This window comes from Micromonospora sp. NPDC003776, from assembly GCF_053605645.1.
Genome location: NZ_JBSGJR010000396.1, coordinates 1 through 6,686, shown reverse-complemented (window position 1 = coordinate 6,686; position 6,686 = coordinate 1). Strand labels below are relative to the sequence as shown.

The 6,686-nt window shown below is 73.5% G+C and carries 7 protein-coding genes; 2 read left to right on the top strand and 5 right to left on the bottom strand.

The genetic code is table 11. The features are described from left to right. The coding region (locus tag ACWEVO_RS26000; protein WP_452310129.1) for a fasciclin domain-containing protein at nucleotides 1-638 on the top strand (638 nt) is incomplete at its 5' end. A gap of 66 nt (nucleotides 639-704) precedes the next feature. Here the strand turns inward: ACWEVO_RS26000 and ACWEVO_RS25995 are convergent. The 4 genes from ACWEVO_RS25995 to ACWEVO_RS25980 form a co-directional block, all read right to left on the bottom strand. Beyond that, nucleotides 705-1,988: a citrate synthase gene (locus tag ACWEVO_RS25995; protein WP_452310128.1), complete on the bottom strand. Its 1,284-nt coding sequence runs from the start codon at nucleotides 1,986-1,988 to the stop codon at nucleotides 705-707. Nucleotides 1,989-2,198: 210 nt separating this feature from the next. Continuing rightward, the gene (locus tag ACWEVO_RS25990) at nucleotides 2,199-4,235 is read right to left on the bottom strand and encodes a sulfatase-like hydrolase/transferase (protein WP_452310127.1); all 2,037 of its coding nucleotides are present in this window, start codon (nucleotides 4,233-4,235) and stop codon (nucleotides 2,199-2,201) included. Continuing rightward, the gene (locus tag ACWEVO_RS25985; RefSeq protein WP_452310126.1) at nucleotides 4,228-5,643 is read right to left on the bottom strand and encodes a methyltransferase; all 1,416 of its coding nucleotides are present in this window, start codon (nucleotides 5,641-5,643) and stop codon (nucleotides 4,228-4,230) included. The genes ACWEVO_RS25990 and ACWEVO_RS25985 overlap by 8 nt, the downstream gene beginning before the upstream one ends. Nucleotides 5,644-5,647: 4 nt before the next feature. Beyond that, a complete protein-coding gene (locus tag ACWEVO_RS25980) occupies nucleotides 5,648-5,797 on the bottom strand; it encodes a hypothetical protein (protein ID WP_167604403.1) in 150 nt (49 codons plus the stop codon). Between the two features lie 180 nt (nucleotides 5,798-5,977). Here ACWEVO_RS25980 and ACWEVO_RS25975 point away from each other — a divergent pair, with 180 nt between their 5' ends. Continuing rightward, complete coding sequence (locus ACWEVO_RS25975) at nucleotides 5,978-6,376, top strand: VOC family protein (RefSeq protein ID WP_452310125.1); 399 nt, start codon at nucleotides 5,978-5,980, stop codon at nucleotides 6,374-6,376. A 21-nt stretch (nucleotides 6,377-6,397) separates the two neighbouring features. Here the strand turns inward: ACWEVO_RS25975 and ACWEVO_RS25970 are convergent. Then, on the bottom strand, nucleotides 6,398-6,686 hold a 289-nt coding region (locus ACWEVO_RS25970; RefSeq protein WP_452310124.1), incomplete at its 5' end, for a helix-turn-helix domain-containing protein.

Here is a 6,686-nt window from a genome sequence, read left to right as displayed (position 1 = left end):
GCCGTCACCCCCGGGCGGCGGCGCTCGCCGCGGCGGCCCTGTGCCTGATGCTCGCCGCGACCGGCTGCTCCGCCGGCGGCACGGCGTCCCGGGCCGACGCCCCGGCGGCGTCGGCGTCCGGCGTCCGCGGGCCGCTGTGTGAACTGCTGCCCGCGGGCAGCGACCCGGGCAACCCCGCCTCGCTGGTCGGCGAAGCGCCGGAGGAGGCCCTGCGGTGGATACCGGTGCTCACCACGTTCGAGGCGGCGGTCCGGGCGTCCGGCCTGGCCGCCGAGCTGCGGGCCGGGTCCGGGATGACCGTCCTGGCCCCCACCGACGACGCGTTCGCGGTCACCTTCTCCGAGGAGAACCTGGACCAGCTGCTGCTCACCCGGAAGGACACGCTGCGCGAGCTGCTCCGCGAACACCTCGTCGCCGGCTCCCTCTCGCTGTCCGACCTGCTCGCCGCTGGTGAGGTCACCACCCTCGCGGGCACCCGACTCACCGTCACCGGCGCCGCGACGGGCGCCCGCCTGGCGGACCGGGCCGACACGGTCTGCGCCGACTACCGCGCCGGCACCACCCGGATCCACCTGATCAACCGGGTGCTCGGCAACCTACCCGTCACGGCGGGCACGGGCGGGGACCGCAGCCACTGACGGGGACGCACGCGAAAAGGCCGCCGACCCCTCGTGGGGCCGGCGGCCTTCGTCGTCAGACCAGAATCAGCGCTGCTCGGCCGGGACGTAGTCCCGCTCGGCGTAGCCGGTGTAGATCTGCCGCGGGCGGCCGATCTTGGTCTCCGGGTCATTGATCATCTCGCGCCACTGGGCGATCCAGCCGGGCAGCCGGCCCAAGGCGAACAGCACCGTGAACATCTTGGTCGGGAAGCCCATGGCCTTGTAGATCAGGCCGGTGTAGAAGTCCACGTTCGGGTAGAGCCGGCGGGACACGAAGAAGTCGTCGGCGAGCGCGATCTCCTCCAGCTGCACCGCGAGGTCCAGCAGCGGGTCCGGCTTGGCCATCCGGCCGAGCACGTCCTGGGCGGCCTTCTTCACGATCGCCGCGCGCGGGTCGTAGTTCTTGTAGACCCGGTGCCCGAAGCCCATCAGCTTCACGCCGTCCTGCTTGTCCTTCACCTTCTGCACGAAGGACCGGACGTCGCCGCCGTCGGCCTGGATCTTCTGGAGCATCTCCAGCACGGCCTGGTTGGCGCCGCCGTGCAGCGGGCCGAAGAGCGCGTTGACGCCGGCCGACACCGAGGCGAAGAGGTTGGCGTTGCTGGAGCCGACCAGGCGCACCGTGGAGGTGGAGCAGTTCTGCTCGTGGTCGGCGTGCAGGATGAACAGCATGTCCAGCACCCGGGCCATCACCGGGTCGACCTCGTACGGCTCGGCCGGCACGCCGAAGGTCATCCGCAGGAAGTTCTCGACGTAGCCGAGCGAGTTGTCCGGGTACAGCAGCGGCTGGCCGATCGACTTCTTGTACGCGTACGAGGCGATGGTGGGCACCTTCGCCATCAGCCGCACCGTGGACATCTCCACGTGCTCCGAGTCGAACGGGTCCAGGCTGTCCTGGTAGAAGGTCGAGATGGCGCTCACCGCGGAGGAGAGCACGGCCATCGGGTGCGCGTCCCGCGGGAAACCGTCGAAGAAGCGGCGCATCTCCTCGTGCAGCAGCGAGTGCCGCCGGACCCGCTCGCTGAACTCCGTCAGCTGCGCCTGGCTCGGCAGCTCGCCGTAGATCAGCAGGTAGGAGACCTCCAGGAAGGAGGACTTCTCGGCCAGCTGCTCGATCGGGTAGCCGCGGTACCGCAGGATGCCCGCGTCACCGTCGATGTAGGTGATCGCGGACGAGCAGGACGCGGTGTTGACGAAACCGGGGTCGTAGGTGGTCATCCCGGTTTCCTTGAGCAGGTTGCCCACCTTGATGCCGGCGGGGCCCTCGACCGCGGACTGCACCGGCATCGACAGCTGCCCACCGGGGTGGTCGAGCTTGACTTCCGTCATGTGTTCCTCGCTTCGCCGGCAAGATCTTCGTTGAATTGCCTTCGCTTTTACCGTACTTACGGTCGGGAGGACACCGCTCGTCATGGTTCGGTGGTGAGGTGTGCATCACCCGATTCCCGACTTGCCGGCTCGGAAACCCGGTGGGAGCGCGCCCGCACCCCGGCCGGTGGCCGGGCGATCGGAGAGGCTACCGGCCGGCGGGCCCGGCGGTCAGGACAGGGCCAGCCGGCGCAGGCTCCGGTCGGCGCCGATCCGGTAGATGTCCAGCCGGTTCGCCCCGGCGGCGAAGAGCCGGTCGTCGGGCAGGAACGCGGCGAACCGCCGGCCGCCCTTGTCGGGCGCGACGACCGGTACGACCGCGCCGATCGTGCCGTTGACCGCGACCGCGAGCTGCGTCCCGTCCGGCACCGACGGGGGTACGGTGCCCCAGACCAGCGCGGGCAGTTCGCCGTGAACGGGGTCGACGGCGCGGAACGCGGCGAGGTTCGCCACCGTGGCCGTACCGCCGGCGGGTTTGTCGCCGACCCGGGTGCCGACCAGCGGGTCGGGAGCCGGGGTGGCGGGCGGGGACGGGACCCCGCCGGTGATGGTCACCGGCTGCCCGGGCCGGTCGTAGAAGAGCTTGTCGGGTCCGCTCCGCGGGGCCTGGTTCGCCGAGCGGCCGTCCATCCGCCAGGGGACCCTGATGTGGGTCTCGTCCAGGATCGTGGGGAGCAGGTCCACATGCTGCCAGTTGCGGTCGTCCACCCGGCCGGCGCGCTGGCCCGGCTTCTTGACGAACATCGGCACCCACGCGACCTGGTCGGCGGCGTGGTTGATGGCGTCCATCCCCCGGCCCTGCCAGTCCTTGCGGAAGCTCACCCCGTGGTCGGCGGTGACCAGGATCAGCGCCTTGTCGTACAGCCCGCTGGCGCGCAGGGTGCGCAGCGTCTCACCGATCAGCCGGTCGGTGTAGCCGAGCTGGGCCAGGTGCCGCTGCCGGGCCAGGTCCACCCAGCCGGCGCCGTCGTTGGGCAGGTCCTCCGGCGCCGCGTAGTGCGCCCCGGACGGCAGGTACGCCCACGGCGAGTGCGGCATCAGCAGGTGCAGGAAGTGCAGCGTGGGCCGGGACGACGGGCGCAGGCCGGCGAGGAAGCTGGTGAACCGGGCCGGCTGGTTGTCGTCCAGGGTGTCCCAGCGGAACTTCGGGTCGTCCGGGACCGGCTCGGCGGCGTCCAGGCCCGCCTCCGCCCGGGTCAGCTCCCGGTAGGAGTCCTCCGGGTCGACCCGGCTGTCCACCGGCGCGGTGACCTGACGCAGCAGCTTGCCGCTCTCCCGGACCAGCACCCCGAGGCCCTGCTCGGGGCTGGCCGGCTGGTCGCAGCGGCTGGGCGGGCAGAGCCGGGTGATGCTCTCCTCGGCCTTGATCGCGTACAGGCCGCCGAGGGCGGTGAAGAGGTTGTCGGGGTACTGCGAGTAGTGCGGGGCGTACGGTTGCGCCGGGTAGCGGCCGGTCAGCATGGCCGGCAGCGCGTACGGCGTCCAACCGCTGACCCCGGTGGCGTCGCGGTACCAGGTCGAGCCGGCGGCCAGCTCGGCGAAGTGCGGGTACCGGGCGGCGTCGATCTTCCCGTCCGGCCCGAGCAGCGAGACCAGCGGCAACTCGTCCAGGACGATCATGACGACCGGCGGATGGGCGCCCGCCCCCGCCACCCCGGCGGCGCCGCCCTCGCCGCGCGGCAGCACCACCGCCGAGGCCGGCGAGGCGAACAGGAACAGGCCGACGAAGACCAGCGGCCCGGCGGCGGCCACCCGGAACACCCGCCCCGGCGCCCGCCAGCGCCGGTGCGCTACCGCCCCGACGGCGCCGACCAGCCCGGCGACCAGCAGCAGCGGTACGCCCCGCAGCGGGGTGCCGTGCCGGCCGACCTGGACGGCGAGGGCGGCCAGCAGCAGCCCCACCAGGACGGTGTGCACGCCGGCCCGGACCACCCGCCCGGCGATCAGGCTGGCCGCGCCGAGCAGGGCGACGGGCACCGTCGGCACGATCGCGATCAGGGCCACCAGCAGCAGCACGTCGGCCCGGGTGGCCCGGTGGAACAGGAAGAAGTCGGGGCTGCGACCGAGCACGTCCAGCAACGGCTGGGTGACCACCAGCCCGACCAGCGCCACCACCTCCAGCAGCCGGCCCGCCTCACGCCGCCAGCCCCGGCGGGGCGCCGGCGGGGCCTCCAGCCGGGGGCGGGGCGGGGCGAGCGTGTCAGCCACCGACCACCACCTGGTAGAGCGTGCGGGTCCCGGACGGCAGTTCGAGCCGGTGGACGATTCGGCCGCGGGTGGCGAGCAGCCGCTCGAACGTCTCCCGGCGGTAGTCGGGGAAGAGGCCGTCCGGCTTGTTGGCCAGCAGCCGGCGGGCCATCGGATCCTCGGTGTGGACGAACTCCACCACCAGCGTGCCGCCGGGCGTGCCGAGCCCGACCAGCTGGTCCAGCACCTCGGCGAGTGGCACGTTGCGCCCGATCGCAAGGTGGTGCACGAGGGCCAGGGCGAGGACGGCGTCGGCCCGGGCCCGCTCGGCGAACGCGGCCCGCTCGACGCCCCGCCAGCCGCCGCCGGGCGACGGGTCGGCCAGGTCCATCACCAGTGGCAGGATCCGCCGCTCGCCCGCGTCCCGCAGGGTCCGGTAGAGGGCGTCGACCACCGCCGGGTCCTGCTCGACCGCGACCACGTAGTCGCCGTGCCGGGCGGCGATCCGGGCGTACCGGCCGTCGTTGGCGCCCAGGTCGAGCACGAGGCCGGGACCGGTGGCGGCCACCGCCCGGTCGACGAAGGCCTCCTTGGCCTGCCGGTCCGGCACCGAGTACGCACAGGTGCGCTGGTAGTCCGCCCAGTGGCTCTCGCCCGGCCGGTGGTCCAGGCGGCGGACCAGCTTGGTCAGGCCGCGTACCGTCGCCAGGGCCAGCTCGCGGGAGTAGCCGGCGGCGCGCAGCTGGGCACGCACGTCGGTGGTGCTGGCGCCGGCGTTGCGCGCCTGCATCGCCTGGTGCAGGTGGACGTGGGTGAGCACGCCGGCGCGCAGCCGCCGGGCGCCGCCGAAGAGCCGGCGCAGCTGGTCCGGCTCGATGCCGTCGATCCGCGCCCGCAGCCAGGGCTGGAAGTCCAGCCCGAGGTGGGCCTGGAGCAGCAGCGGATAGAGCAGCGTCTGGCAGAACTGCCGGTACCCGGCCCAGGGCTCGCCGTCGCGGGCCGGCTCGAACGAGCCGACGTCGATGAAGACCGGTGCGACGCCCCGCCACTGGAGGTTGTACGCCGAGCCGTCCTTGGTGGTGAAACCGGCGGCCAGGGCCGCGGCGAGGATCTCCAGGTGCAGCAGGGCGGCGTCGCGCAGCATCCCGTACGACCACTCGTACGGGTGGGAGACGAAGGGGATGCGCTCGTGGCGCAGCACCGCCGCCCAGGGCACGTCGACCGGGGTGGGGATCAGCTCCTCGGTCCCGCACACGGTGCCGGCGGCGAGCAGGTCCCGGAAGAAGTCGCTGGCCGCGAGGGCCCGCCAGTCGCGGGCGGACCGCTCGTCCAGGCCCCGGAGCACCTCGCCGTGCCGGTGGAAGACCCGGTTGCCCGGGTCGCGGAAGGAGCCTGGTTCGAGCCGGACGCCGGTGTCGGGGACGGCCACGCGGTCAGCCCTGGTCGGTGGGCTGGCGGCGGAAGCGGGCGACCAGGCGTCGCCAGTAGAGCTTGGCGGCGACCGCGGCACCGGCCACCCCACCCACCACCGCCTGCACGATGAGGCTGCCGGATCCCGCGTCCAGGTAAGCCAGGTGCGTCACGGCTGCTCCCTTCCCTCGCCCGTTGTCCGCGCCCATGCGTATGTGCGGGCTTTCGCCCTTTGAGCCGGACTTGTCCCTCACCGTACGCCGCCGCGTCAGGCCGTGGAGCCGACACCGGCCACTCGCACCCGTCCGTTCCGTTCAAGACCGGTGGCCCCGATCGCCCCTACCGTCGCGGGTATGACACCGCACTTCGACCTGATCGGCATGGTGGTCACCGACATGGCCCGCACGCTTGACTTCTACCGCCGGCTGGGGCTGGCGATCCCGCCCGGCGCGGAGGCCGAACCGCACGTGGAGGTGACCCTCGACAACGGCGTCCGGCTGGCCTGGGACACGATCGAGACGGTCCGCAGCTTCGACCCCGACTACCCGCCGGCCACCGGCGGACCCCGGGTGAGCCTGGCCTTCCGCTGCGCCGACGCCGCCGAGGTGGACCGCTGGTACGCCGAGCTGACCGGCGCCGGCCACCACGGTCACCTGCCGCCCTGGGACGCCTTCTGGGGCCAGCGGTACGCGGTGGTGCACGACCCGGACGGCAACGGCGTCGACCTGTTCGCCCCGCTCAAGTCCGACTGAGCGGCTGGGCAGGCGCAGGAGTCAGGCCGGCTCCGCCGGCAGCAGGCGGGTCGGCGGTACGCCGGCCAGCTCCGTGACGTCGCGGGTGAGGTGCGCCTGATCGGCGTACCCGGCCAGCACGGCGACCTCGGCGAGGGGCACCCCGGCGCGGGCCAGGTCGAGGGCACGGCGCATCCGCAGGATGCGGGCGAGGGTCTTCGGGCCGTACCCGAAGAGGAGCCGGCTGCGGCGGTGCAGGGCGCGCGCGCCGAGGCCGACCTCGGCGGCGGTGGCGGCCACGGTCGCCGCCCGGCTGGCCGCGGGCGGGACC

Bases quoted from the DNA above. Each gene is read 5' to 3' on its own strand.
- ACWEVO_RS25995 (WP_452310128.1), bottom strand. From the start codon at position 1,988: ATGACGGAAGTCAAGCTCGACCACCCCGGTGGGCAGCTGTCGATGCCG.
- ACWEVO_RS25975 (WP_452310125.1), top strand. From the start codon at position 5,978: ATGACACCGCACTTCGACCTGATCGGCATGGTGGTCACCGACATGGCC.